The organism is Photobacterium sp. GJ3, assembly GCF_018199995.1.
Taxonomy (GTDB): Bacteria; Pseudomonadota; Gammaproteobacteria; order Enterobacterales; family Vibrionaceae; genus Photobacterium.
Genome location: NZ_CP073579.1, coordinates 772,215 through 795,673, shown reverse-complemented (window position 1 = coordinate 795,673; position 23,459 = coordinate 772,215). Strand labels below are relative to the sequence as shown.

Below are 23,459 nucleotides of genomic sequence, written 5' to 3'. Positions count from 1 at the left end.
ATTTCGTATAAATAATGCGATTGAGGTGTAAGGATTGACAAAGTTTTGTTATTCAGTGAAGGGTATATTGACTTAGGATAGGGAGTGCCCGGAAACGATGAAGCAGCAGGAAATACAGGTTATGACTGGCTTTATATAGCTTTATTCAAACTTTCGTTTCTTATCATGCCGGTAGGATTTCGTACTGTAGCCTGATGCCATGGCCTGAGATACCGCCGCTTCAATGGACGTTTTGAGACCGGGCATGAGTTCGGCTTCATGGGCGTGCTGCAGATAATCCAGAATGCCCTGAGCAGTTGCATCGATGATGTGTGCCGCATGCCGGATTCGGAAGCTGGTGGATTCGGCCAGTTTCAGTAAGTGATTTCTGTCGGGAAACACTTTACTGTTGGCCAGTTTCAGAGCCATTTTGTTGTCAATGGTGTCGTAAATCAGGGTGTGCGTGATATCAAATGGCGGAGACACAAAAATGTGTTTCATGTCCTGTGTATATTGCAATGCAAAGTTTTTCAGGTGCGCATCGCCATTGCCGATCAGGCAATTAAATACAATATAGCGATACATTTTTTCCACTTCATCCAGACTGTTGGTATATAAGTGGGTTGCTTTCAGCAGCGTCTCGTAACTGCCGGAATACTTGGCATCCGGATGGTTTGGCTTTTTCATCAACGTGGTGAAGTCTTCATAACCGAGACGCTGACCTTCTGGTTTATCAAACCGCTCCACAATAAAGGTTTCCAGATTCTCCGATAAATAGGTGTTCGGCGGAGCAAGACCACAGAATCTTGCGGCTTCCATGCACACGTATTCATTGACGGTCAGTAATGGGAATTCTTCGTCGAAAGATTTCACGATGAGATCTTTCTGCTCAACGGTCCGGTCTGTTCTCGGAATACTGACTTTCGGCTGGACACCGGCCAGCGCGTTCCTCAGATAATATTTTTCCAGCAGCTGAGGAAATAGCGGGGTGCTTCCCTGATAAGTCAGGATGTCGGATAAGCTGACGGATTCGGCTTCCGGAAGTTTCAGGTCACTTTGATAAGCAAGCATGCCGATACTGTTGTGACCCTGTAACGCAAGCAGGTACATATCATTGACCCGGGCATAACGTGCCAGTTTTTCTGCGATGAAACGCCGGTTAAATCCTTCGGGTAAGTTCTGAGCAAACACCGGATGGAGTGCCCCGGAAGAATACCCATCCAGATTTGGCTTGGTCATGGTCAGCGAGACATGTCGTTGCGTTTGTGTCGGCTGGTAATGGTGCACCGAGCCATGGGTCAGCACGCCAAGCGCATCATTTTCAAGACAAACTGTGATCTGTTCAATTTTCCCTGGCAGTTGTGCGAGTGTCATGGTCAGTCTTCCCCAAAGAGCTCGTCGAGTTCATCCCAGTTGGGTAACTGATGCTGTTTGGGGGTGACCTCTAACTGAAGTCCTACGGCATCCAGATACCGTTCGAAAATATCAAGCGAGCCGGTGAACCGGCCATTTTCGATTTCTGACAAGGTTGTTTTGTTGATGCCGGTGCGCTCAGCCATTTGTTTTTGGGTCGCACCGGATGCTTTCCTTGTTTTGGCGATAGTGTTGCCGATTTCTGCTCTGCTGGACATCGGGTTTCCTTGTTCGCGTTTGAACAAACAGTATAGTTGCACCCGTAAAAGTTATCTATATGGCTAACAAATTAAATGATGGCATATTTGTTCGCTATATAGCTAACTATAAAAAGCGAGCTGAACCGATTCAGGAGCGGGGGAGCCATCCTAATGCTTGCATTTTCAGAAATACAGCCAGAGTTTTTGCATCCTGAATCTCATTCCCGGCCACTTTTTCTAAAAAGGAACTGACGGGTAAGGTGAGTACTTCCAGCACTTCATCGGCATCCAGTTCGCCTTCCGCAGGTGATAACTGAGTGGCCAGAAAAATGTGCTGAACTTCGTCGCAAAAACCCGGAACAGGTAAGAGTTCCCCCAGCGGTTGCCAGTGTCCAGCCGCAAATTTGGCTTCTTCTGCCAGTTCACGCTGCGCGCAGATTTGCAAGTCTTCCCCTTTTTCCACCGTGCCGGCGGGGAACTCCAGAATCCATCGGCCAATGGCCGGGCGATACTGCCGTAACAGAACCAGTTCTCCTGAGTCTGTGATCGGGACGATCACCACTGCGCCCGGATGACGAACGGTTGTAAATGTGATGTCCCGTCCATCCGGTAACTGATGGGTGTCCTGCTCGACGGAAAAGCCTTTCCATTGGCAGAGCGTTTGTGCTGTCATGAAGCCTCGATCATTCAATCTGAATTTATTGCTGCCAACATAACAGCGATTGAAAGCGATTGAAATCAAAGCGGTGCCAATACACAGCGCTGGTCAGAATCAGAGCAAACAAACAGAACGCTGATAGATTGGTATAACTCTCTGATATACTTCAGCGCAGTTGGCATAACAAGCAAGACCAAACAAGGAGAAGATTATGCGCGTTCTGGTCACAGGCGGCATGGGTTACATCGGCAGTCATACTTGTGTACAAATGATTGAAGCCGGTATGACCCCGATTATTGTCGATAACCTCTATAACAGTAAGAAAACCGTCCTGGAGCGAATTGAAACATTGTCGGGTGTCAGACCTGCATTTTATGAAGGTGATATTCGTGATCGCGCATTTCTGGACCGTGTCTTCCGTGAAAATGATGTCGAGGCTGTGATTCACTTTGCCGGTCTGAAAGCCGTTGGAGAATCCGTTCAGAAGCCGCTGGAATATTACGATAACAATGTTCACGGCACCTTAGTACTGGTTGAAGCGATGCGTGAAGCGGGCGTCAACAGCATTATTTTCAGTTCATCCGCGACCGTTTATGGCGATCCGGCCAGCGTGCCGATTCTGGAATCTTTCCCGACCAGCGCAACGAACCCTTATGGCCGAAGCAAGCTGATGGTCGAAGAGTGTCTGCGGGATATCCAGCACGCACATCCTGAAATGAGCATTACGCTGCTGCGCTACTTTAACCCGGTCGGGGCGCATGAGTCCGGTGAAATGGGTGAAGATCCGCAAGGAATTCCGAATAACCTGATGCCCTTCATTGCGCAGGTTGCCGTGGGTCGGCGTGAGCATCTGTCTGTATTTGGGAATGATTATCCGACGGTTGATGGCACGGGTGTGCGTGATTACATCCACGTTGTCGATCTGGCTGACGGTCATATCGCAGCATTGCAGCACAAAGGTCAGGAAGCGGGCCTGCATGTCTATAATCTGGGCACAGGCAATGGTCTGAGTGTGCTGCAGATGGTTGAAGCATTTGCCAAAGCCGCAGATAAAGCGGTGCCGTATCAGATAGCGCCACGTCGTCCGGGTGATATTGCAGAATGCTGGGCGGATCCAAGCAAAGCGAAGCGGGAACTGCACTGGACCGCAAACCGCACGGTTGAGCAGATGACAGCCGATACCTGGCGCTGGCAGTCCCAAAATCCGCAAGGTTATCCGGACAGCTAATAATACCAATCGCAGTCAATCACTGGTCATCCTAGCTTGTTCAAATGCTCGATAACTTCGTTAGATTTTTTGATTGTAGAATCAGGACTTGTCTGAAAATCTGCCTTGTTCTCAAACATTTTTCCTGCGCTATTTCTGATCATTGACTGACTTTGGTTGGTATCAGTTCGGCACCGGAACCAACATGAATGTAAAAAACCGCTGTGCTTCGGCCAGCGGTTTTTTGATCACTGCTGCTCCGGAAGGGAGCATTCAGCACATCAACTGAAACGAAGACGAAAAAAACGGGCATACAAAGGATGCCCGTCTGAAAAGGTGCTAGCGTACCTGAGCTTACTTGAATTCGGCTTTACGCATCCGGTTCAGCACAGCCATCACATCGACAACGCGAGGCTTCGCGAAGTCGCCATAATGAGGCATGCTACGGAACCAGTCGTCATGCAGCATGTTGGCGAAGGCTTTCACGGGTTGTTTTTCCCAGCCTTTCATCATTGCCAGCTGACACCATAACCAGCCTGTCGCATGTAGCTGACTCGCGTCGGTAATTTGCTCAAGCGCCTGCAAATCGACAAACTCGCGGCCAAAGCGCAGGCTTTGTTTATTCTTCACCTGAATCCGGAACTTGCCATCTTCAAGCTGCGCCTGCAACCCAGAGCGATTCAACTGACGGGTACGCGGCCGCTCAATGGTATCGCTGCCTTCCGGCTGGCGCTGAGTCGGGTGTGATTGCACAACAATCTTCGCTTTGGCGGTCACATCAACTGCCTCATAGTTGTGCATCTGAATCACGGTATCGGCCACGTCCAGATAGTCACCTGAGCCGCCCATGACCAGCATCACCGAGATATTCAGGTGATCACGCAGCAGTGCGATCCGATCAACCAGCGGAGTAATCGGCTCATCGTCTTTGGCAATCAGCGCCTGCATGCGCTCGTCGCGGATCATAAAGTTTGAAGCAGACGTATCTTCATCGATCAGCAGGGTTTGCGCACCGGCTTCCAGTGATTCCTGCAGCCAGGCTGCCTGTGACGTCGAACCGGATGCATTCTGCGTGCTGAAGCAAGTCGTGTCTTTGCCCATCGGCAGGTTACTGATGTACGGGGAGAGGTCCACACTGTGCACACAACGGCCATCTTCGGCACGAATCTTACTCGCCGTTTCATCCGTCACAATATATTCGCGACCATCTCCCGGCATGTGATCATAGACCGCATTCTCAACAGCATTCAGCAAGGTCGATTTACCATGGAAACCACCGCCGACAATCATGGTAATGCCGGTTGGAATACCCATGCCGCGCAGTTTCCCTGCGTGCGGTGCTTCCAGTTCGATCGCCAGTTCTTCCGGACTGCGGAAAGGCACGGCATCTGCCATGGGCTGATCGCTGTTACCCGCCAGACGAGGCAGAACACTGTTATCGGCCACAAAGGCAATCAGGTTGTTGTCTTTTAATTGCGCGCGCAGCGCGACCTGATCTTCGACGGTTTCACAGTGACGGCGCAGCTCGTCCATCGGCAGTTCACGCGCAATGGTGGCACGACGAATAATTTTCGGCAGTGTGAATGTCAGCAGGCTCAGTGTTTTTTTGGCGATGATGGTGCGCCCATCCGCGGGCAGGTCGACACGAAAACGCAGCTCAATGGCATCGTCATCAAAGACGACTGCTGTGCGATCCAGAACAGCCTGTCCCGGCCGATCGATCTGGATCTCGTTGACTTCTTTCGCCAGTTCAGCAAACTGACGGGCGATAAAATCGCGCGCCGCACGCTGATAACCCGCCGACTGATCTTTCAGCCAGGCCAGATCCGTCAGCGACCACTGGCGCCGCGCTCGAACGCGGGTTGCTGGTGCGAAGGGATCCGATTGCGGGATATCGATAAAGAAATCGTAATCAACAAAGTTGTACTGACCACGCAGGCTGGAATAGCTGCGGTAATTGCGTCGGTCGATTTTTTTGAGTCTGGCTTCCAGTAAGTCCATAAATTCTCGATATCACTGGCTAAATACATTGGGGGCAGGAGTTTACACCAAAGCCAGCCGATGTGCATGTGATTCGGTGATCTGGATCCCGCTTATTTTGCTATGCCACCATGGTCTAATAGCGTGAGCGCCGCTTCTTGATCAAAGTAATCGCGTGAATTGATGCTCATGCGCAGTAAAGGAGTCAGCATGTTGGAAATCATAGCAAAGACAGCCGAATGGACACTGCTTATCGTCGGGTTACTGTTGATCCTCACCAGCATGGCGAATTATGGTCGCCGAACCAAAGACTGGGGCGGATTGGTCACGATGTTTTATAAACGAGTCAGTATGACGGCGAAAGAATACAACTTTTACCGCTTCGGGGTTGCAGCCGTCGTTCTGGGTATTGTTCTGCGTATGGTCAACCTGATCTTCTGGCCGTGAGCCGGGTTTGCGTGAACACTTGCCAGTTGTTGTGATTTGTCGCACACTTGCCGCCCAAACAGATTCAAACACGAAAGGGCGAGCATCATGGCCTCTACCGCAGCAGCACTGCACATTCTGGTGAAACACAAAGAACAGGCTGACGACATTCTCAAACAGCTGAAAAAAGGCGCCAAGTTCCAGACATTGGCAAAGAAATACTCCACGTGCCCGTCTGGCAAGCGTGGTGGCGACTTAGGCGAATTCCGAAAAGGCGCCATGGTTCCAGCCTTTGATAAAGCCGTGTTCACCGGCAAAGTCCTCGAGCCAATCGGCCCGGTGAAAACCAAGTTTGGGTACCACATCATCAAGGTTTTATATCGGACTTAAGTTATTTCTGAGCTCTTCGAGGGCGTATATTTGTCGCGCTTAAGTCCGGTGGTTCATTCAGTATTCCGTTCAGCGCGTTAGGTACGCTTTGCTGGTACAAAGCGTTCCCAGAAATGCCTTTCTGTTTATAAGTGTCGTCCGGGTCAGTTGTAGACACGCCCGGTGACGACAACCGAAACATTCGTCCTGAATTTCTCTCTGGGTTGGTGCAAAACCAAATGTCAGTTTGCTTTGTCGATCTTTACAGTAAGTGCAATTCTTGTTGTTGGGTAGGTTTGTCGCGTATTGGGTTTCGTGGTTGTCTTGGGATTTTCTGATGCGCGCCAGGTACTCTTTTGAGGCAAAAAGAGTACCCAGAAATGCCTTTTTCTTCTCTGGTGCGGTTCGGGTCGGTTGTAGGCGCTCCCGGCGCCGACAACCTAAAAATTCGTCCTGAATTTTTCCCTGAGGGAGAGGCCTGTATCGAACTTTTGATTCCTGCTTTTAAGATACACGCCAAAATTCATGTAATTTAGTTATAATTCAATGATTTACTGTCATCCCCGCGCAGCCGGAAATCCATAGAGCGAGTTCGATTCTATGGCTTCTTGGTATCGGCTAAGCGACCGATGTCGCTTTTCTCACAGGACGAAGCGACGCTGATTTTTGGGGTCAGTCATAAAATACAAGAAAAGTATGATATATCAGTTGGTTAGCAGAAGTGGATTGAGTAGGATATACGACATGATGTCGCGTATCTTACTGATAGATTTATCTATTTAAGCGTATTTAGTTCAATATAATCAACTGCTTAAGTTGTTTCTGATTGAAAGAGTTATATGACAGAGTTATTCGACTTGGTGTCGTTGAATAAAATGTTGTGCAATAAAAAAGGAGATCAGTAGTGTCGGAGAATAAAATAGCTAAAGAAAGGTTAGCGCTGTGGGATTGGGTAAAAGCTATTTCCACCATAATGGTAGTGGGTGTCATCTCTTATAAAGTTTACTTGACACCAATTAATCTCACGGTGGACTTCCCCACTTTATTGTCACTACTTCTTGCGTTGTTTTCAGTAGGGCTAGCTGCTCTCTTTTACTTCAAGGCAACAGAGACCAGCAACACTTTTTACGACAATACATATAACTTCACTAAAGATATAGCGCAGCTTCTCATTAAAATTGAAAGTGGGTTCGGTGAGAAGTTGAGAAATCTCGATGAAGGCTATGCGGCCATGAGAAGCCAACTTCAAAGTGCTCCGTATCAAAATGGTGAAACCGAAGAAACAAAACAAAAAATTAAAGGTGAAAAGGAAGAGATTGAAAAAGTGATTGAAGAAAGAAATCAGATTGTAAGCAATCTTATTGAAAGGTCACAGCTTGAGAAGGAAGAGAAAGAAAATATTCTTTCGGCGCTAGCAGAAAAAGAAAGAGAGCTAGAGTCTTTGCAGCGTGAATTAAACAAGATGAACAAGCGTCTTTTTATAGATCGTCTAAAAAACCGAGAGAATCGCGATGATTTTGATTCTAGTTTAGAAAGATATACATTTCATCGGATCATTAAGGGAATTGGAATTGAGCGTGTATTTCATTTAAGTCCTATCGGTCTTAAGAAGAAAATTGATGAAATGTTAAGCGATGTACCTCATCAATACTTAGATGATTTGGAAAGACACGGATATTTCGATAATGGAATCACAAGAGACGGGGTTGAATTCATTAGAGATTTGGCCCGAAAAAATGCATCACAAAGCAAGCCAGTCTGACGGCTTTTCCGTTCCTTTTTTTGCGGTTAAACGCTACCGATAAAATCCATTACAAAGCCGCAGCTGCTTGCGGCATTAGTTGCAAAGGAAGCCAATGAGTAATATTGAAAATATATGCTACTTCTGTGGAGAAAAAGCCACCTCCAAAGAGCATATACCACCAAAAGCATTTTTTCCGAAAGATAATAGAGATCATCTTTTTACGGTTCCTTCTTGCGATGAACATAATGGAGATAAATCTAAAGACGACGAATATGTGAAAATAGTACTTGGCAGGTCTGCTGATTTGATGCTTAGGAAGGATCTTGATGAAGTTAAATCATCAAGTGAAAGAGCTATAGCTAGAAATTCAAGGTTAAAAAAGACCGTTGAGGCTAACCCTGAGCCTGCAATTATTGTTTTACCAAATAATATTACTATTTCTTCTGTTTCTCATGAAATTGATTTAGAGCGGGTATATGGTTTTTTTGGTAGCCTTGCTAGAGGGTTGTATTACCACCATGAAAAAGAGGTGTGGAAAGGTAGGGTTAGTATTGCTCCTCACTTCTTGATTAAAGAAGATGCTGAGCAAGAAGATTTAGAAAAGCATGAAGAACTTCTTGGCTTATTTGATAGAAACGACTCCCATGGTGAAAATAAGAATATATTTTATTATACGTTTGTTTATATCCTGGATGATGATAGGGTTTGGACTGGAGCGTGTATCTTAAGTATATGTATTTTTGATGAGTTTAAAGTTTCAATGGTCATGGAGCCATATTACAACTAACAAGTTTCTCAATTACGTTCCGGCCGCAAAAGGCGCGGCTTCCACGGGACAGCCTACGTGTTGCTTCGGCGGCCCATTAGCAAGGCGTTATAAATACCTAAAGGATTGAGTATGGACGTTACATTTTTCGCAGAAAAAGAAGATTGCGATCTAAATAGTTTCGAAGAAGTCCCTGAAGGCTCAATTTTAGGTGGCGGGTGTTTTACCAAAGAGCAAATGTCCACTTCCCCTATGCTGAGACAGTCTAAACTGGAGATTTCTGCCACATACTTCGACGCCATGATCTTTGGCGTATGGCCGAGCTTCGCCAGTTCTCGGGTCCAGTAATGAGAGGCACCGCAGGCTTCCATCCCGATAATTGCTGGCGGGATAATGGCAAATGTCGAGAGAACTTTTGATCGTGATATTGTTTTGTGGATCAACAGCTTGCCTTGGTGATCCTCACCGTGGATACTGAAGCGATGTTTGGCTAAATCAATGCCATAGACAGATGGTGACATGATGGCCTCCGGTGATTTCGTCCAAGTGTGGCAAAGCCTGATGAGGGGGAGGCATGTCATTCATTATGTGAATTCAGCAGAGGAATAAATGATCTTTAAACGATGGAAAGACTATGACCCAACGTGGCTGATCGAATCGTCTGAGTATCGAAATTCGGAGTACCCTTGGCTCCGAGACGCGCTGCTAAAGTGTACTCATAGACAGGATCTTTAGCTCTAACCCCATATTTTAGATAGAAAAAAGGCTTCACTTATGATCTGATAATCGTCGCCAAACAAACAACCAGAATCAACCGTGAAGCCGATGACGATTATCTCTTTAAAAAAGCAACTGGTGCAATTCTTCGATGCCAGTTTTCTCGAAAAAACTGCAAGAAAGTGTGGTTTTACTCAGCGGGCCAGAGCAATTCAGCCTCAACAATTGGTACTCAGCCTTCTCGCGGCTTTGAGCAAGGGCAATTGCCACGCCATTGCCGACCTTCATCGCCAGTTCAACGGGATGTGTCTGAGTGAAAAGCAAAATGTGGCTTATAAGCCTTTTCATAACCAGTTGCGAAAAGATAGTTTTGCCGACTTTATGAAAGAGCTGGTCAAATTTGCAATAGTTCAGCTGTTCCAGAAGAGTTCGCGTTCAATGCCAGCAAATTTATCTCATTTCGACGATGTTATTCTGCAGGATGGCAGTTCTTTTCGAGTTCACGACGGACTTCGTGAGGTTTTTCCAAGCCGCTTCAAAAACTATCCTGCTGCGATTGAATGTCATATGACCATGTCGCTGTTTGACCAGTCACCAAAAACGATGACAGTAACGGCAGATACAGCATCTGAGCGGACGTACTTGCCCACACCTGGCAACCTAGAGAAAAAATTGCTTTTAGCCGATGCTGGCTATGTGGATTTTAGCTATTTCGAGCAACTTTCTCGTCATAACGGCCATTTTATCGTCCGTGGCGGTAAATCACTGAACCCAACAATTGTTAGTGCCCACAATGGCAATGGTCGGCGTTTACCAAGATTAATAGATATGAAACTCAAGGATATTAGCCGAAAAACTAACCGCTCCGAAGTTCTTGACCTGAGATGCAAGCGAGGAAAGTACGAGTTCCGGGTGGTGCGTCGATGGTTCGCTGAAGAAAAGCGTTTTTGTCTGTGGTTGACAAACTTGCCGACATCACAATTTTCAGCAGACGATATCATGGCGCTCTATCGGTGCCGATGGCAAATTGAGTTGCTATTCAAGGAGTTAAAGTCGCATACGAATTGGCGTCGTTTTGTAACGGCACAAAAAGCCATTGCTGAGGGGCTGATTTGGGCCAGTTTGCTAGCGCTGATTGTTCGGCGAAGTATTGCCATAACCAGCCTGCCGTCAGTATCTGTATTAAAAGCGGCAAAAAATGTTGATGTTTGGCTACTTCCAATATTGGAAAGCTTGATGCACCAAGCAAGGTCTGAAATATCAGGGCGACTGGAATGGGCTATGGTATATATATCAATGAATGCTCGCAAAGCAGCTCAGAGAAAATCCAAGAAAGACAGAACCTTAGATGGAATTTATGAAAAGCTTAATGCTTAAGGTCCTGTCTATGAAAGTGTACTAGAGCAAAAGCAAGAAATGACTATTACACTTACTTTGTGAACGAAAGAAATCCGAATAAACCAAATTCAGAGTGGCAATTTCAAGAGAGTATTACCATAGAAAATACTCCTCAAGGAGACATAGTGATAGATATCCTTAGAAAAAATAGGGTAGGTGGTATCGAGTTTTTAACAAGGTTAATAAATGATAAATAATCTCGCAGTGCAATGCGTTAGATTTATTTTAAATATGGAGTTTAAATGTGAAACAGGATTTTTCAAAATTAGCGACAACAGACTATGGGAACGTATTAAGTCGTGAACACTTTATGGATTTCAGTATTCGTCCTATTTGGCAGAGAATACCTAGAATATTTGGAAAAGCATTTACGGTTCAGTTGGCTTCAGGAGACAATTTAATGCTCCACTCGGCCATATACGAAGCTCCTAAAGGTTCTATTGTTATCGTTGATGGTGTGGACAACGAATACGCGGTTGCGGGAGGTAATGTATGCGCAGTCGCTAAGCGAAGAGGGATAAAAGGTTTCGTTATTGATGGTGTAATTAGGGACTTAAGCGACATTGAGAATATGCAATTTCCTGTTTTTGCGAAGGGTTTATATCCGGTCCCTGGGAAAAAAGATGTGTACTCAGAGCTTGGTGCTCCCATCACTTGTGGAGGTGTCAGAGTTTCAACAGGAGATATTGTTGTTGCTGATGTCGAAGGCATTGTTGTTATCCCTCAGTCGAGATTAGATGATGTATATCAATTAGCCTCAGAGAAAGCAAATGCAGAAGCTTTATTGACGTTATCTGAATGGGAAATAAAACACAGGGAAAAAATTGAAAAGGCAGTACGCTCAGCAAATAAATGAACCTAACTATACGTTTAAGAGGGACTCCTGACGCTTTCAGTGTTAATTAGGGTTTAGTGTCTAAGGCGAAATGGTTTGGTTTTTTGGTAGAGCATTGTCGCCCATTGATGCGGCGTTATGCGCCAGTACATAAAATTGATTAATAGGGACTTTATGACATTATCAGAGTTGCAAAGCTATATTAAAACGGTTGATCACAACCCAGAATTAGCACACAAATACTTTCTTAAATTAGTCGAAGAAGTCGGTGAGCTTTCTGAATCAATCTTTAAAGAAAAAACTGGACAACCCGAAATTTCGGATCTCAAGGGGAGCATTGCGGAAGAGCTGTATGACGTTCTTTACTATATATGTGCTTTAGCAAACATTCATGGCGTGGACCTAGAGAAAACTCATTTTCTTAAAGATGAGTTGAACAAGATTAAGCATGGTCGATAGTTCAAGAATAAAGTAACTAAGCCGAGTTCATGTGCCCATGTCAGTTGAGTGCAAAACAAACAGTCAAGCAGATTCGGCACGCTCCCGAGCCCAGCAATGAGAGGCTCCGCAGGCTTCCATCCCGATGATTGCTGGCGGGATATTGGCAAATGTCGAGAGAGCTTTTGATCGTGATATTGTTTTTGGATCAACAGCTTGCCTTGATGAACCTCACCGTGGATACTGAAGCGATGTTTGATTCAATCAATGCCATAGACAGATGGTGACATGATGGCCTCCGTGATTTTGTAATCAGACTGACCAAGTGTGGCAAAGCCAGATGAGGTGGAGGGCATGTCATTCGTTAGAATTTTTAGGAAACTATGAAGAACATTGAAATTAAAGATATCTTGAGGTTCTCTGACTCTTTGACAAGAGAAGACCCTGAGCACACATATCACCGTTCTTATCGTCACTTCGTAAAGTATTTTAGTGACAAGGATATTCTTACAGAGCAAGACTTGGTTATTGGTGCAAATTTCACTTATGGGTGGATGCCAACAATCATGAACTTCAAGTCGAATAACTTTGAAGAATCGCTGAATATACTAAACAAAGCAAAGTTGCCTGAACGAATTTCAACTGATGAAATTCTTGCTTTAAAATTACTGGTAAACAACTCGCTTGTTGGTGTTTCAAAACTTCTACATTTCGTAAACCCAAGTGTTTATGCTATTTGGGACAGCAGGGTGTGCTATTTCCTTCTCGGTAAGTCTCACAAGTACATTATTGAAAAAGTAGATTTGTACTGGGAATACTTAGACTTATGTGGACGGGTAGCATCAGAACCAAAATTTAAAGAAATACACACTGCTTTCGAGGCGTCGCTCAATTACGAAGTTGCAGAGTTTAGAGTCGTTGAGCAACTGATGTTTGTTAATAGCAGTACGACGATAGCAAAACTCTAACAAACGACTATGGCATCAATCGTTAAATCATGCTGATTTTGCATCCCATAAAATGCCATTGCACAACATAGAATTTAGGATGACAACTATTTTCCTGACCCATGCAATGATCGCCACTTTTCGGGTATTCCTTCAGCAAGAAGTCGTTGATACGTGCCTTTAAAAACAGGGTTACACTGCATAGCAAAACATCGCTATGTGTAGAACTGGTCTGATACTGAAGGTGCCACATACTTCCACGCCATGATCTATGGCGTATGGCCGAGCTTCGCCAGTTCTCGGGCCCAGTAATGAGAGGCTCCGCAGGCTTCCCTCCCGATAATTGCTGGCGGGATATTGATTTGTGGATCAACAGCTTGCCTTGGTGATCCTCACCGTGGATACTGAAGCGATGTTTGGCTAAGTCAATGCCATAGACAGATGGTGACATGGTGGCCTCCGTGATTTTGTCCAAGTGTGGCAAAGCCTGATAAGGGGGAGTCCATTTCATTCGTTAAATGCCAGAACAAGGAATGCGGAATAATGTCAGAAAAGTATATGCTGAGAGCTTTAGAAATATCTAAAAGCGCTTTGCCTGATTGTGTTCCAAATCCACCTGTTGGCTGCGTTTTTGTTAAAGATAATATGGTGGTCTCTGAGGGGTATACTCAAGCCATTGGAGGAAACCATGCCGAAGTACAAGCACTCAATGCATATGATGGGCAGGGCGAGAGCACGTATGCTCAGTTTTTATCCAAACCTTGGATTCCCGCCAATATTACTTGCTCCAAATAGGCTATATTCATGGCAGCTATTTTTTGCCTGCGCCTGATACTCGCCTTTTTGCTTGTTTCTAATCGAAGCATGTTAAGCGCCATGTGACGCACACCAGCCAGGAGTTCGGCGGCATTGCCACGATAGATTTGGCAAGCATCTTCCTTCATCGTGACATCAAGCACCCAGTGCAACCGATTTTCGATTTCCCAGTGACCTCGGACTGCATCGGCAAAACGTTCGGGGGTGAGCACCGCAGAGCTAATGTAGTAGCGGTACTCCAGCGATTCTTTCCCTGCTGAGTCAATACGATAACCAATAGCAACACCGACGCTTTGAAGCCCTTTCCAATCAGGGAAATCTGTCTTCAACTCCTGCGCTGGCATGACGTGGTATTCGCGCGCTTCAATACGCCCATGTCCGCGCTCGATGTCACACGCTGGGCTTTTTTCGAGCAATGGCGCCAACGCTTTTTGTACTGCTTTAGCCAGGCTTTTTTGGTTGCCTTTGACTGCTAATAGGTAATCGCCACCTTGCTCAACTATCTGCTTGGCGATATCGGTTTGACAGCCCATCGCATCGATAGAGACAAGACAACCTTTGATATCTAACAGCTTGAGCAGCTCAGGGATGGCGGTGATTTCATTGGACTTATCTTGGGTTTTAACTTGTCCCATGACAACGCCGTTGGCTGTCGCAAAAGCACTGACCATGTGGAGCGTTGATTGCCGATCTTCTCGGTTATAGGAGCTGCGTAACACCTTGCCGTCAATAGCAATAAGCTCGCCATTCGAATGGACGTTGGCTGCCTGCATCCATTTTAAAAAGCAGTCTTGAAACTGGTCAGGCTCAATGGAAGAAACAACCCTGGCAATCGTGTCATGGACAGGGATGCCCTGGCGAAAAAGTCCTTTGTCCTGCAGCCAATTGAGGTGAGCTTCGCCAAAGTCTTCGATATCTTCCCAGCCCTCCATACCAGCAATGGTGGCGCATACGGTCAGAAACAAAATGTCGAACAGTGGGTACGATATTTTTGCTGACTGCCGTGGGTCTTGAATCACTGAAAAGAATTGAGAAAAAGCATCGATATGCATCAGGAACTCCCGTAAAAAGGGGAGTATATGATCACAGCCAGCCTTGATCGTCAAACTGATCTATTTTGTTCAAAAAACGTTCGTGATCTTGCCCTGATATGATGGGTTACTGGACGGTGTAGTCGCCTACGTCACTTTAGAGCCTTGTTCTTTTGTTGGTCGTACACCTGCGTGCGCAAAAACTCTCGCTGAGTCAGGCATCAAGTATGTTGTGGTTTCAATGCTTGATCCAGACAAACGTAATCGTGGCAAGGGTATAACTATCCTTGAGCAAGCAGGTATAAAGGTTGATATTGGTCTTTGCCATGAGCAAGTCAGTAGCTTCTTATCGAAGTATTTGGGTAAGTCGTAAAGGCATATAACAAACAAATTAAGAATGATACAGTACGCGTGGCATTTTTGGTTTGCATTGATATTGGTGCTGAAGTGCCATGCAGATGATCTTTAGCGTATGGCCGAGCTTCGCCAGTTCTCGGGCCCAGTAATGAGAGGCGCAACAGGCTTCCATCCCATCAATTGCTGGCGTGATATTGGCAAATGTCGAGAGAGCTTTTGATCGTGATATTGTTCTGTGGATCAACAGCTTGCCTTGGTGATCCTCACCATGGATACTGAAGCGATGTTTGGCTAAGTCAATGCCATAGACAGATGGTGGCATGGTGGCCTCCGGTGATTTTGTCATTAGACTGACCAAGTGTGGCAAAGCCTGATGAGGGGTTTCCATCTCATTCGTTATATGAAAAGGTGAAAGTTTGAAGTATTTGTTTTTGCTAATGATGTCTATTTCTTGTTGTTCAAGCGCAAGCGATGGACGAGATTTAATTAGGGAGGCACTTGAAAGAGGCTTAGAAGTTGAACCTATGATGATAATCTCTTCATGTTCGGCGCAAGATAAATGGTGTCAAGGATATATGTCAGCAGTTGTACAAAGCTTAGATACAGCAAAAGTTGAAGTATGCTTACCCAAGAATGACGTAGGTAAGCCTGTTCAAGATGGGCTGTGGGCTATTGTTGAATCATGGTTGTATAGGCAACCGAAAGATACGAAAGTTAGTTTGTTTTCTGCAATATATAAGGCGTTAACGGAGCATACAACTTGCTAAATTCACATAACAAACGACTATGGCATCAATCGTTAAGATCATGCTGATTTTGCATCCCATAAAATGCCATTGCACAACATAGAATTTAGGATGACAACCAACTTCCTGACGCATGCAATGATGGTTGCTTTTATGGGCTTTCTTTCAGCCAGAAGCCGTTGGTAGGCACGTTCGAATTCTGGGTTACACTGCACTTTGAGTCAAGCGGGTTGTTTGGATGCTGGACTTTCCGTGAGCCGAACTAACACGAGAGCCTTCAGATTCTATAAGCGTCATGGTTGGGCTTTCGTACGTAAGAATCCCAAACACGATGAAACTGACTTTTACCAACTTCGGCTACGCAGAGAGTATATTCTCTAGAATGGCTAAGAAATGGGAAGTCAACGAAAGAGAGAAGGAAAAAAGTTGTGGAAGTTTTGGCAATGAAACTGCTTTGTAACAGGGGAAATCACATGGATGTCAAAACTGCAGCTTTACTTTGGTTTTGCTACCAGTCTTTTCAGCATATTATGCCTAGGAGGATAAATGACGAAAAATCGTAGTAGAAGATTAAGAAAGAAATTATTCAGTGGTGAGTTTACAGTATATGGTTTTGCAGTGAACTGTCGAATGACGGAACATAGTGAAACTGATTATGAGGAATTTATCGATGAGTTTATTGATCTTGTAGAAAGTCAAAATTTAATTGTTGGTGGCGGATCTAGTCAGGAACAATTTGATTGTTTTGTGGTATCTAATAATCGATATGATTCTCCAACAGAGAAAGAGCGCTTGGTGATAGAACGTTGGTTGTTAAGCAATCCTATATTCGCAGAAGTCAATGTTGGTGAACTAGTCGATGCGAATAACGACATATAACAAATTGTTGAAGCAGATTCGACACGCATGGCGTTCTGGGTTTGCAGTGAAATTTTGATTACGCAATCGTGTAGAAGCTTTTGTATAGCGTACCTTACGACTAAACAAGGGGTTATCATTCAAGGGGTAGCATGAAGTATAAGTTAATTAAATCGATGGCTCATAACTTTACCCATTCATTCGTCGGTGGGTGCAATTATGTTGACGGCACATTTATTATCGAAGATTTATACACTTTGGCTCGCTTAAATCGAGGTAAGCCAGTTCAGATTTCTTGGATTCCCGTCCAAACAGAGGAACTCTTTCGTTTAACTCCGAGAATCAGAAAATCAATCGGTCACTATCGTGAATGGTTGCCTAAGCATGCTGCTAGTCACAATGTTACCTTGGAATGCGTTAAAGAGTTTTATCTTCAAGTCTACATGGCAAAAAATCACCAAGTTTATGTGAAAGCAATTACAGTTGATGATCGAGGTAAAAGATTAGAGCAGTACGTGTACGCTTAAGCTGTAACAAAGCGTTATTCACTCATACGGAATTAACGAATGAAACATAGCGAAGTAGTCGTTGTCACTAAGTCCAGTTATAGTCCTGAATCCGATCGACTCCCTCTTAAACAATTGAAGAAAAGAGAAAAGTTAGTCATATTCTTGGTGTTGACTGTTCTGCTTGGGAAGATGTAATCGATGAGTTGAACATTGGTGAAGGTAGTTAGATAGTTTGTGTGCTGACCACTTCACACATAGAATACTGTTGAAGAGGCATTCACAATGATTTAGGTTTGGTGGTCACAGCGTTTACTAAGCAACGCAGCGTTAATTGCAAGAGGCAGGTTCAAGTGAATAAAACATTGATGATCATCGGCTGTTTGATTCTTTTGTACGCTTTTGCAGCCTTCATGGCAGATTTATTGCCAATTTATGCATTTCAATCATCGCCTGATGATGTCTACTTGAAGCTCGCTTTTACTGATGATCATTCATTTGATTGGACACAATTTAGGTTTCATACATTCGCAATAGGGGCGGTATTAGTTGCTATAGGCATGTTTGTTGGTGGTAAAGGTAGCATGTTATATAAAAAGGCGGATCAATCGCAGTCTTGGGCTGCTGAGACGTCAAAGGCTAATACGCTTTCCGCCCGTGTGCTTTGCGTTATATGTTTATACCGCATATCTCATGGAGGAGATAATGAAAGACTCGGAAAACCAGGGCAAGATCACGAACGTTTTTTGAACAAAATAGATCAGTTTGACGATCAAGGCTGGCTGTGATCATATACTCCCCTTTTTACGGGAGTTCCTGATGCATATCGATGCTTTTTCTCAATTCTTTTCAGTGATTCAAGACCCACGGCAGTCAGCAAAAATATCGTACCCACTGTTCGACATTTTGTTTCTGACCGTATGCGCCACCATTGCCGGTATGGAGGGCTGGGAAGATATCGAAGACTTTGGCGAAGCTCACCTCAATTGGCTACAGGACAAAGGACTTTTTCGCCAGGGCATCCCTGTCCATGACACGATTGCCAGGGTTGTTTCTTCCATTGAGCCTGACCAGTTTCAAGACTGCTTTTTAAAATGGATGCAGGCAGCCAACGTCCATTCGAATGGCGAGCTTATTGCTATTGACGGCAAGGTGTTACGCAGCTCCTATAACCGAGAAGATCGGCAATCAACGCTCCACATGGTCAGTGCTTTTGCGACAGCCAACGGCGTTGTCATGGGACAAGTTAAAACCCAAGATAAGTCCAATGAAATCACCGCCATCCCTGAGCTGCTCAAGCTGTTAGATATCAAAGGTTGTCTTGTCTCTATCGATGCGATGGGCTGTCAAACCGATATCGCCAAGCAGATAGTTGAGCAAGGTGGCGATTACCTATTAGCAGTCAAAGGCAACCAAAAAAGCCTGGCTAAAGCAGTACAAAAAGCGTTGGCGCCATTGCTCGAAAAAAGCCCAGCGTGTGACATCGAGCGCGGACATGGGCGTATTGAAGCGCGCGAATACCACGTCATGCCAGCGCAGGAGTTGAAGACAGATTTCCCTGATTGGAAAGGGCTTCAAAGCGTCGGTGTTGCTATTGGCTATCGTATTGACTCAGCAGGGAAAGAATCGCTGGAGTACCGCTACTACATTAGCTCTGCGGTGCTCACCCCCGAAGGTTTTGCCGATGCAGTCCGAGGTCACTGGGAAATCGAAAATCGGTTGCACTGGGTGCTTGATGTCACGATGAAGGAAGATGCTTGCCAAATCTATCGTGGCAATGCCGCCGAACTCCTGGCTGGTGTGCGTCACATGGCGCTTAACATGCTTCGATTAGAAACAAGCAAAAAGGCGAGTATCAGGCGCAAGCAAAAAATAGCTGCCATGAATATAGCCTATTTGGAGCAAGTAATATTGGCGGGAATCCAAGGTTTGGATAAAAACTGAGCATACGTGCTCTCGCCCTGCTCGGAAAACGAACTTTCCAAGTGGAAACTAGAACGACAACAGGGGAGTCTTAGGTTTGTTGTCCGCACTTCTTTTCCAGCAATTTTAGGCGTGATGGTAGGGCAAAGTATTGAACCGGTTTTTATATCTGAAACGGTTTGGGGCTGGGCGCAAACGACCGATATATTCATGAGTGGTTTCTGGGGATTGATGGGTGCTATTCCTTTTAGTTTATTGATTTGGTGGTGGCGTGAGAGAAAGTATCAATGTCATATCGCCAAGTTTGAGTAACACACATAATAAGTAATTAAAAAGCGATTCGCAATGCTTGGTACTTGAGTCGAAATCAATTTAGTTATCTACAGAACAATGACTTAGATTTATCGATGTTGCCACTCACGTCTGAACTGGGCGTGGTGGAGTAAGGAGAATCATGAGACAACAGTATCATTTTCGAAGCTCTGATGAAGGGCTGCTATCGTGGGATGTTTTCCGGCTAATTGAACTCGCTAAAGATTTACCCGTTATCGAAATTTCGTTAGCTGACATCAGTGAGTTAGACGAAGAATTTTGGTTCGAGTTGGGTGGTGCAAAACCAACATGTAGAAACATTATAGAGCACACGAAACTCATCCAGAACGCTGATTTATCATACCCAATCCTCCTGTGTCATAAAGGTAGGGTCATGGATGGGATGCACAGAGTGTGCAAAGCTATGTTACTTGGTCACGATACAATCCGAGCAGTCAGATTTCCTCAATATTTAGCTCCCGATCATGTTGGTATTGAAGCTGATGAGTTACTGTATTAGGAAACCGCACAACAGACAATTAAAGAGCGATTCGGCACGCGTACCATTTTTATTCTGTGTTGGTTTTTGTGATTATACTGCTCGGCGGTGCCATCGGTATTATGTGCTTCACACCTGAACTTGGTGTTATGAAAGACAAGGAAAACGTAGAGTGGAACATATAATCAGAACTGCTTCAGAATCGGATGTTCTCGGCATTAATGAAGTATCCAAATATCTTGGATATGCCGAGTTATCTTCTTCCGAATCTCTTTCAAAGCTTCAAGAATTACTGAATTCTGCTCAAGATCAGGTTTATGTCGCAGAATCAGATGGCCGAATTTTAGGCTGGTTACACCTTTTCTATGCTCGGCGCCTTGCATCAGAGAACTTCTTTGAAATTGGTGGGCTAGTTGTTTCTCCTGAAGCACGTGGCAAAGGTATCGGCAAAGCACTCGTAAAATATGCCCAAAAGAAAAATAAAGGGGATATTAGAGTACGTTGTAATGAACTAAGAAAAGACACACATGAGTTTTACGAAGCTATTGGATTTGGTGTTAATAAGGTTCAGCGTGTGTTTCTAAAAAACGGATAACAAAGTGTTGAAGACAGATTCGCAACCCCTGACAATGTTGGTTTAAATCGGCTTCATAGACAGGACCTTAAGCATTAAGCTTTTCATAAATTCCATCTAAGGTTCTGTCTTTCTTGGATTTTCTCTGAGCTGCTTTGCGAGCATTCATTGATATATATACCATAGCCCATTCCAGTCGCCCTGATATTTCAGACCTTGCTTGGTGCATCAAGCTTTCCAATATTGGAAGTAGCCAAACATCAACATTTTTTGCCGCTTTTAATACAGATACTGACGGCAGGCTGGTTATGGCAATACTTCGCCGAACAATCAGCGCTAGCAAACTGGCCCAAATCAGCCCCTCAGCAATGGCTTTTTGTGCCGTTACAAAACGACGCCAATTCGTATGCGACTTTAACTCCTTGAATAGCAACTCAATTTGCCATCGGCACCGATAGAGCGCCATGATATCGTCTGCTGAAAATTGTGATGTCGGCAAGTTTGTCAACCACAGACAAAAACGCTTTTCTTCAGCGAACCATCGACGCACCACCCGGAACTCGTACTTTCCTCGCTTGCATCTCAGGTCAAGAACTTCGGAGCGGTTAGTTTTTCGGCTAATATCCTTGAGTTTCATATCTATTAATCTTGGTAAACGCCGACCATTGCCATTGTGGGCACTAACAATTGTTGGGTTCAGTGATTTACCGCCACGGACGATAAAATGGCCGTTATGACGAGAAAGTTGCTCGAAATAGCTAAAATCCACATAGCCAGCATCGGCTAAAAGCAATTTTTTCTCTAGGTTGCCAGGTGTGGGCAAGTACGTCCGCTCAGATGCTGTATCTGCCGTTACTGTCATCGTTTTTGGTGACTGGTCAAACAGCGACATGGTCATATGACATTCAATCGCAGCAGGATAGTTTTTGAAGCGGCTTGGAAAAACCTCACGAAGTCCGTCGTGAACTCGAAAAGAACTGCCATCCTGCAGAATAACATCGTCGAAATGAGATAAATTTGCTGGCATTGAACGCGAACTCTTCTGGAACAGCTGAACTATTGCAAATTTGACCAGCTCTTTCATAAAGTCGGCAAAACTATCTTTTCGCAACTGGTTATGAAAAGGCTTATAAGCCACATTTTGCTTTTCACTCAGACACATCCCGTTGAACTGGCGATGAAGGTCGGCAATGGCGTGGCAATTGCCCTTGCTCAAAGCCGCGAGAAGGCTGAGTACCAATTGTTGAGGCTGAATTGCTCTGGCCCGCTGAGTAAAACCACACTTTCTTGCAGTTTTTTCGAGAAAACTGGCATCGAAGAATTGCACCAGTTGCTTTTTTAAAGAGATAATCGTCATCGGCTTCACGGTTGATTCTGGTTGTTTGTTTGGCGACGATTATCAGATCATAAGTGAAGCCTTTTTTCTATCTAAAATATGGGGTTAGAGCTAAAGATCCTGTCTATGAAATCGGCTTAAGTATTTACAGCACAATGGGTTAGGTGTCATGGTGAGCGTTGCTCACTACTTACTGCGGCGTTATGCTTCATGGAGGAAAATTTGAAAGCTTTATCCGTAGTTGAACCATGGGGAACCATGATTTCCAATGAAACTAAATCATTGGAAATCAGATCTTGGATGCCAGAACGACTCCCAATGCGAAACGTAGCGCTGGTACAAAATAATACAAGGTTAACAAAGGATGGGGATGAGGATTATGAGGGTCAAATTGTCGCTATCATTGATATCGTTTCCTGCGCACCTTGGAGCAAAGCAGACTGCAAGTTTTCAGGTTGTGAAGAGTCGGCGTTTGAAGAGGGTTGGTTAGCATGGAAATTGAACAATATCAGGAAGCTACACAACCCAGTTGCAGCCACGGCAAAGCGCAAGTTTTACGATCTCGCAGAGGCTGAAGTCCTAGCCGTCAAACGTGAGCTAGAAACATAACCAACTGTTCAAAAGGGATTCGCAACGCGTGACATTTTTACTATGTGTTACGTTACCTTTAGGTTAGGTGGTTATGCGGAGGCATCGTAGTGCGTGCTTCACCCCTTAACATGGTGTTTAGGAATACGGAACATGAATCGAGTTAAATTATATATTCTTGCGACCTTTATAATTTCAGTTGTTGGCTGTAAGGCAACAACAGCGCAAGAGGATCAAGGCCTTGCTTTACGCAAATCAACACCAATACAACTGTTTATGGGTACTTGTGTTGTGGGGCGTCAAGACGAATCGGCTCTAGAAACCTCTGCGCAAAGAAAAGGCTTCAAAGTTGCACCTAAAGAAATTGCCGAAAACTACCTTAAAGGTAACGATGGAAGAGCATGGTATTTAGAAAATAGCGAAGGTAAATTTGGATTGGTTTTGCTAAACAACAATCTTTGTTCTGTTTTTGTTCATCAAGGTAGTATTGATAAAATACAAGCAAGTATGGAAGCCTGGTTACCCCCTGCCGGTAGCGGTTTTACTTACAAAAAAGAAATAATTGTACAATCAGGTAGTCTAACTACGACTTCTTATACTTTGTTTCAAGGCAATAGATTTCTAGAGCAATGGGTATTAACAACAAATAGTGCTAAGCCCTCTAACTTGATAGCAATTATGTCGTATCACGGTACTTAGTATTCCTAACAAGCCGTTAAAGATGGATCGCAAACGCGTGGTATTTGGGGTTGCAATAGGGTTCAGTGGTGAAGGTTCTGCGGCAGCATCGGTATTGCGTGTCTCACACCAAATTCCACTGAGTGACTTCTATAGTG

The 23,459-nt window shown here is 44.7% G+C and carries 27 protein-coding genes and 6 pseudogenes; 22 read left to right on the top strand and 11 right to left on the bottom strand.

Annotated features, from left to right (window positions below):
- Positions 1 to 141: 141 nt before the first annotated feature.
- The 3 genes from KDD30_RS20555 to KDD30_RS20545 all read right to left on the bottom strand — a co-directional run bounded on the left by KDD30_RS20555 (position 142) and on the right by KDD30_RS20545 (position 2,265).
- Positions 142 to 1,353, bottom strand: coding sequence for a type II toxin-antitoxin system HipA family toxin (locus KDD30_RS20555; protein ID WP_211651814.1), 1,212 nt, complete (start codon positions 1,351 to 1,353; stop codon positions 142 to 144).
- Between the two features lie 2 nt (positions 1,354 to 1,355).
- Positions 1,356 to 1,610 (bottom strand): helix-turn-helix transcriptional regulator, encoded by a 255-nt coding sequence (locus tag KDD30_RS20550; RefSeq protein ID WP_211651813.1) that lies wholly within the window; start codon positions 1,608 to 1,610, stop codon positions 1,356 to 1,358.
- A 130-nt stretch (positions 1,611 to 1,740) separates the two neighbouring features.
- On the bottom strand, positions 1,741 to 2,265 hold the full coding sequence (locus tag KDD30_RS20545) for an NUDIX hydrolase (RefSeq protein ID WP_211651812.1): 525 nt from the start codon (positions 2,263 to 2,265) through the stop codon (positions 1,741 to 1,743).
- A gap of 196 nt (positions 2,266 to 2,461) precedes the next feature.
- On the opposite strand from KDD30_RS20545, the gene galE reads away from it, so the two are divergent.
- On the top strand, positions 2,462 to 3,478 hold the full coding sequence (gene galE, locus KDD30_RS20540; RefSeq protein WP_211651811.1) for a UDP-glucose 4-epimerase GalE: 1,017 nt from the start codon (positions 2,462 to 2,464) through the stop codon (positions 3,476 to 3,478).
- Positions 3,479 to 3,811: 333 nt separating this feature from the next.
- Here the strand turns inward: galE and KDD30_RS20535 are convergent, their stop codons facing one another.
- Positions 3,812 to 5,458, bottom strand: a complete 1,647-nt coding sequence (locus tag KDD30_RS20535) for an ABC-ATPase domain-containing protein (RefSeq protein ID WP_211651810.1) — start codon at positions 5,456 to 5,458, stop codon at positions 3,812 to 3,814.
- Positions 5,459 to 5,647: 189 nt separating this feature from the next.
- Here KDD30_RS20535 and KDD30_RS20530 point away from each other — a divergent pair, with 189 nt between their 5' ends.
- From KDD30_RS20530 to KDD30_RS20515, 4 genes are all read left to right on the top strand, one after another.
- Positions 5,648 to 5,884, top strand: coding sequence for a hypothetical protein (locus KDD30_RS20530; RefSeq protein ID WP_211651809.1), 237 nt, complete (start codon positions 5,648 to 5,650; stop codon positions 5,882 to 5,884).
- An 87-nt stretch (positions 5,885 to 5,971) separates the two neighbouring features.
- Positions 5,972 to 6,253: a peptidylprolyl isomerase PpiC gene (gene ppiC / locus KDD30_RS20525; RefSeq protein WP_007465584.1), complete on the top strand. Its 282-nt coding sequence runs from the start codon at positions 5,972 to 5,974 to the stop codon at positions 6,251 to 6,253.
- 883 nt (positions 6,254 to 7,136) lie between these two features.
- Positions 7,137 to 7,994, top strand: coding sequence for a hypothetical protein (locus tag KDD30_RS20520; RefSeq protein ID WP_211651808.1), 858 nt, complete (start codon positions 7,137 to 7,139; stop codon positions 7,992 to 7,994).
- 94 nt (positions 7,995 to 8,088) lie between these two features.
- Positions 8,089 to 8,763, top strand: coding sequence for a hypothetical protein (locus KDD30_RS20515; protein WP_211651807.1), 675 nt, complete (start codon positions 8,089 to 8,091; stop codon positions 8,761 to 8,763).
- A 53-nt stretch (positions 8,764 to 8,816) separates the two neighbouring features.
- On the opposite strand, the gene KDD30_RS20510 is transcribed toward KDD30_RS20515, so the two are convergent.
- Positions 8,817 to 9,263, bottom strand: coding sequence for a hypothetical protein (locus tag KDD30_RS20510; protein ID WP_211651806.1), 447 nt, complete (start codon positions 9,261 to 9,263; stop codon positions 8,817 to 8,819).
- Between the two features lie 304 nt (positions 9,264 to 9,567).
- Between KDD30_RS20510 and KDD30_RS20505 the strand changes: the two genes are divergently transcribed.
- The 4 genes from KDD30_RS20505 to KDD30_RS20490 all read left to right on the top strand — a co-directional run bounded on the left by KDD30_RS20505 (position 9,568) and on the right by KDD30_RS20490 (position 13,098).
- Complete coding sequence (locus KDD30_RS20505) at positions 9,568 to 10,836, top strand: IS4 family transposase (RefSeq protein WP_211646538.1); 1,269 nt, start codon at positions 9,568 to 9,570, stop codon at positions 10,834 to 10,836.
- Positions 10,837 to 11,101: 265 nt separating this feature from the next.
- Positions 11,102 to 11,713 carry an RraA family protein gene (locus KDD30_RS20500; protein ID WP_211651805.1) on the top strand — a complete coding sequence of 204 codons (612 nt, stop codon included), beginning with the start codon at positions 11,102 to 11,104 and terminating at the stop codon, positions 11,711 to 11,713.
- 153 nt (positions 11,714 to 11,866) lie between these two features.
- Positions 11,867 to 12,151, top strand: a complete 285-nt coding sequence (locus KDD30_RS20495) for a MazG nucleotide pyrophosphohydrolase domain-containing protein (RefSeq protein WP_211651804.1) — start codon at positions 11,867 to 11,869, stop codon at positions 12,149 to 12,151.
- A 362-nt stretch (positions 12,152 to 12,513) separates the two neighbouring features.
- The gene (locus tag KDD30_RS20490) at positions 12,514 to 13,098 is read left to right on the top strand and encodes a hypothetical protein (protein WP_211651803.1); all 585 of its coding nucleotides are present in this window, start codon (positions 12,514 to 12,516) and stop codon (positions 13,096 to 13,098) included.
- Positions 13,099 to 13,125: 27 nt separating this feature from the next.
- On the opposite strand, the pseudogene KDD30_RS24655 reads toward KDD30_RS20490, so the two are convergent.
- Positions 13,126 to 13,311 (bottom strand): annotated as a pseudogene (locus tag KDD30_RS24655) (IS110 family transposase); the annotation flags it as partial.
- Positions 13,312 to 13,349: 38 nt separating this feature from the next.
- Positions 13,350 to 13,528, bottom strand: a pseudogene (locus KDD30_RS24650) (IS110 family transposase); the annotation flags it as partial.
- A gap of 92 nt (positions 13,529 to 13,620) precedes the next feature.
- On the opposite strand from KDD30_RS24650, the pseudogene KDD30_RS20480 reads away from it, so the two are divergent.
- Positions 13,621 to 13,839: pseudogene (locus tag KDD30_RS20480) on the top strand (riboflavin-specific deaminase); the annotation flags it as partial.
- Here KDD30_RS20480 and KDD30_RS20475 read toward each other — a convergent pair.
- The gene (locus KDD30_RS20475) at positions 13,821 to 14,945 is read right to left on the bottom strand and encodes an ISAs1 family transposase (protein WP_211651176.1); all 1,125 of its coding nucleotides are present in this window, start codon (positions 14,943 to 14,945) and stop codon (positions 13,821 to 13,823) included. The pseudogene KDD30_RS20480 and the gene KDD30_RS20475 overlap by 19 nt on opposite strands.
- A gap of 100 nt (positions 14,946 to 15,045) precedes the next feature.
- Between KDD30_RS20475 and KDD30_RS20470 the strand changes: the two are divergent.
- Positions 15,046 to 15,297 (top strand): annotated as a pseudogene (locus KDD30_RS20470) (riboflavin-specific deaminase); the annotation flags it as partial.
- Between the two features lie 18 nt (positions 15,298 to 15,315).
- On the opposite strand, the gene KDD30_RS20465 reads toward KDD30_RS20470, so the two are convergent.
- Positions 15,316 to 15,669: a hypothetical protein gene (locus KDD30_RS20465; protein WP_211651800.1), complete on the bottom strand. Its 354-nt coding sequence runs from the start codon at positions 15,667 to 15,669 to the stop codon at positions 15,316 to 15,318.
- Positions 15,670 to 15,697: 28 nt separating this feature from the next.
- Between KDD30_RS20465 and KDD30_RS20460 the strand changes: the two genes are divergently transcribed.
- On the top strand, positions 15,698 to 16,048 hold the full coding sequence (locus tag KDD30_RS20460) for a hypothetical protein (RefSeq protein WP_211651799.1): 351 nt from the start codon (positions 15,698 to 15,700) through the stop codon (positions 16,046 to 16,048).
- Positions 16,049 to 16,086: 38 nt separating this feature from the next.
- Here the strand turns inward: KDD30_RS20460 and KDD30_RS24645 are convergent.
- A pseudogene (locus KDD30_RS24645) lies at positions 16,087 to 16,242 on the bottom strand (IS110 family transposase); the annotation flags it as partial.
- A gap of 1 nt (position 16,243) precedes the next feature.
- Between KDD30_RS24645 and KDD30_RS24640 the strand changes: the two are divergent.
- The 8 genes and pseudogenes from KDD30_RS24640 to KDD30_RS20425 form a co-directional block, all read left to right on the top strand.
- A pseudogene (locus tag KDD30_RS24640) lies at positions 16,244 to 16,408 on the top strand (N-acetyltransferase); the annotation flags it as partial.
- Positions 16,409 to 16,573: 165 nt separating this feature from the next.
- The gene (locus tag KDD30_RS20455; RefSeq protein ID WP_211651798.1) at positions 16,574 to 16,906 is read left to right on the top strand and encodes a YggL family protein; all 333 of its coding nucleotides are present in this window, start codon (positions 16,574 to 16,576) and stop codon (positions 16,904 to 16,906) included.
- 131 nt (positions 16,907 to 17,037) lie between these two features.
- Positions 17,038 to 17,412, top strand: coding sequence for a hypothetical protein (locus tag KDD30_RS20450; protein WP_211651797.1), 375 nt, complete (start codon positions 17,038 to 17,040; stop codon positions 17,410 to 17,412).
- 332 nt (positions 17,413 to 17,744) lie between these two features.
- Positions 17,745 to 18,179, top strand: coding sequence for a hypothetical protein (locus KDD30_RS20445; RefSeq protein ID WP_211651796.1), 435 nt, complete (start codon positions 17,745 to 17,747; stop codon positions 18,177 to 18,179).
- 31 nt (positions 18,180 to 18,210) lie between these two features.
- Positions 18,211 to 19,335, top strand: coding sequence for an ISAs1 family transposase (locus KDD30_RS20440; RefSeq protein ID WP_211650980.1), 1,125 nt, complete (start codon positions 18,211 to 18,213; stop codon positions 19,333 to 19,335).
- 111 nt (positions 19,336 to 19,446) lie between these two features.
- On the top strand, positions 19,447 to 19,626 hold the full coding sequence (locus tag KDD30_RS24635; protein WP_249199442.1) for a hypothetical protein: 180 nt from the start codon (positions 19,447 to 19,449) through the stop codon (positions 19,624 to 19,626).
- 142 nt (positions 19,627 to 19,768) lie between these two features.
- Complete coding sequence (locus KDD30_RS20430) at positions 19,769 to 20,146, top strand: hypothetical protein (RefSeq protein WP_211651794.1); 378 nt, start codon at positions 19,769 to 19,771, stop codon at positions 20,144 to 20,146.
- 151 nt (positions 20,147 to 20,297) lie between these two features.
- The gene (locus KDD30_RS20425) at positions 20,298 to 20,720 is read left to right on the top strand and encodes a GNAT family N-acetyltransferase (RefSeq protein WP_211651793.1); all 423 of its coding nucleotides are present in this window, start codon (positions 20,298 to 20,300) and stop codon (positions 20,718 to 20,720) included.
- Between the two features lie 67 nt (positions 20,721 to 20,787).
- Here KDD30_RS20425 and KDD30_RS20420 read toward each other — a convergent pair whose 3' ends face one another.
- A complete protein-coding gene (locus KDD30_RS20420) occupies positions 20,788 to 22,056 on the bottom strand; it encodes an IS4 family transposase (RefSeq protein WP_211646538.1) in 1,269 nt (422 codons plus the stop codon).
- Positions 22,057 to 22,257: 201 nt separating this feature from the next.
- Between KDD30_RS20420 and KDD30_RS20415 the strand changes: the two genes are divergently transcribed.
- On the top strand, positions 22,258 to 22,644 hold the full coding sequence (locus tag KDD30_RS20415; protein ID WP_211651792.1) for an ASCH domain-containing protein: 387 nt from the start codon (positions 22,258 to 22,260) through the stop codon (positions 22,642 to 22,644).
- A 132-nt stretch (positions 22,645 to 22,776) separates the two neighbouring features.
- Positions 22,777 to 23,322 carry a hypothetical protein gene (locus KDD30_RS20410; protein ID WP_211651791.1) on the top strand — a complete coding sequence of 182 codons (546 nt, stop codon included), beginning with the start codon at positions 22,777 to 22,779 and terminating at the stop codon, positions 23,320 to 23,322.
- Positions 23,323 to 23,459 lie beyond the last annotated feature (137 nt).

Bases quoted from the DNA above. Each gene is read 5' to 3' on its own strand.
- KDD30_RS20545 (WP_211651812.1), bottom strand. From the start codon at position 2,265: ATGACAGCACAAACGCTCTGCCAATGGAAAGGCTTTTCCGTCGAGCAG.
- galE (WP_211651811.1), top strand. From the start codon at position 2,462: ATGCGCGTTCTGGTCACAGGCGGCATGGGTTACATCGGCAGTCATACT.
- ppiC (WP_007465584.1), top strand. From the start codon at position 5,972: ATGGCCTCTACCGCAGCAGCACTGCACATTCTGGTGAAACACAAAGAA.
- KDD30_RS20455 (WP_211651798.1), top strand. From the start codon at position 16,574: ATGACGAAAAATCGTAGTAGAAGATTAAGAAAGAAATTATTCAGTGGT.
- KDD30_RS20530 (WP_211651809.1), top strand. From the start codon at position 5,648: ATGTTGGAAATCATAGCAAAGACAGCCGAATGGACACTGCTTATCGTC.
- KDD30_RS20555 (WP_211651814.1), bottom strand. From the start codon at position 1,353: ATGACACTCGCACAACTGCCAGGGAAAATTGAACAGATCACAGTTTGT.
- KDD30_RS20490 (WP_211651803.1), top strand. From the start codon at position 12,514: ATGAAGAACATTGAAATTAAAGATATCTTGAGGTTCTCTGACTCTTTG.
- KDD30_RS20475 (WP_211651176.1), bottom strand. From the start codon at position 14,945: ATGCATATCGATGCTTTTTCTCAATTCTTTTCAGTGATTCAAGACCCA.
- KDD30_RS20440 (WP_211650980.1), top strand. From the start codon at position 18,211: ATGCATATCGATGCTTTTTCTCAATTCTTTTCAGTGATTCAAGACCCA.
- KDD30_RS20550 (WP_211651813.1), bottom strand. From the start codon at position 1,610: ATGTCCAGCAGAGCAGAAATCGGCAACACTATCGCCAAAACAAGGAAA.
- KDD30_RS20510 (WP_211651806.1), bottom strand. From the start codon at position 9,263: ATGTCACCATCTGTCTATGGCATTGATTTAGCCAAACATCGCTTCAGT.
- KDD30_RS20515 (WP_211651807.1), top strand. From the start codon at position 8,089: ATGAGTAATATTGAAAATATATGCTACTTCTGTGGAGAAAAAGCCACC.
- KDD30_RS20505 (WP_211646538.1), top strand. From the start codon at position 9,568: ATGACGATTATCTCTTTAAAAAAGCAACTGGTGCAATTCTTCGATGCC.
- KDD30_RS20450 (WP_211651797.1), top strand. From the start codon at position 17,038: ATGAAGTATAAGTTAATTAAATCGATGGCTCATAACTTTACCCATTCA.
- KDD30_RS20420 (WP_211646538.1), bottom strand. From the start codon at position 22,056: ATGACGATTATCTCTTTAAAAAAGCAACTGGTGCAATTCTTCGATGCC.
- KDD30_RS20465 (WP_211651800.1), bottom strand. From the start codon at position 15,669: ATGGAAACCCCTCATCAGGCTTTGCCACACTTGGTCAGTCTAATGACA.
- KDD30_RS20535 (WP_211651810.1), bottom strand. From the start codon at position 5,458: ATGGACTTACTGGAAGCCAGACTCAAAAAAATCGACCGACGCAATTAC.
- KDD30_RS20430 (WP_211651794.1), top strand. From the start codon at position 19,769: ATGAGACAACAGTATCATTTTCGAAGCTCTGATGAAGGGCTGCTATCG.
- KDD30_RS20410 (WP_211651791.1), top strand. From the start codon at position 22,777: ATGAATCGAGTTAAATTATATATTCTTGCGACCTTTATAATTTCAGTT.
- KDD30_RS20495 (WP_211651804.1), top strand. From the start codon at position 11,867: ATGACATTATCAGAGTTGCAAAGCTATATTAAAACGGTTGATCACAAC.